This is a genomic window from Rhodococcus sp. CX (assembly GCF_015865005.1).
Lineage (GTDB): Bacteria > Actinomycetota > Actinomycetes > Mycobacteriales > Mycobacteriaceae > Rhodococcus.
In genome coordinates this window covers 56,257-56,464 of sequence record NZ_JADZGH010000130.1, presented here as the reverse complement: position 1 = coordinate 56,464, position 208 = coordinate 56,257, and the positions used below count along the sequence as shown (strand labels likewise).

At 75.5% G+C, this 208-nt stretch carries 1 pseudogene; it reads left to right on the top strand.

What is annotated here, in order from left to right:
- Nucleotides 1–208 (top strand): annotated as a pseudogene (locus I0Q12_RS14305) (class I SAM-dependent RNA methyltransferase); the annotation flags it as partial.

Genomic DNA, 208 nt, shown 5'->3' with positions numbered 1-208 from the left:
GGTCGGGGTGTTCGCGGCCGCGCTGGCCGCCCAGGTCGGTGAGGGAGGCCGGGTCGAGTCGGTCGAGTTGTCGCGCAGTGCGATCGACGACGGTGCTCTCGCCCTCGCCGACCTGCCGCAGGTGCGGTTCCACCACGGGCGGGTCGAACGGGTGGCCGCGGAGCTGCCGCGTCCCGAAGTGGTGGTGCTGGATCCGCCGCGCGCGGGC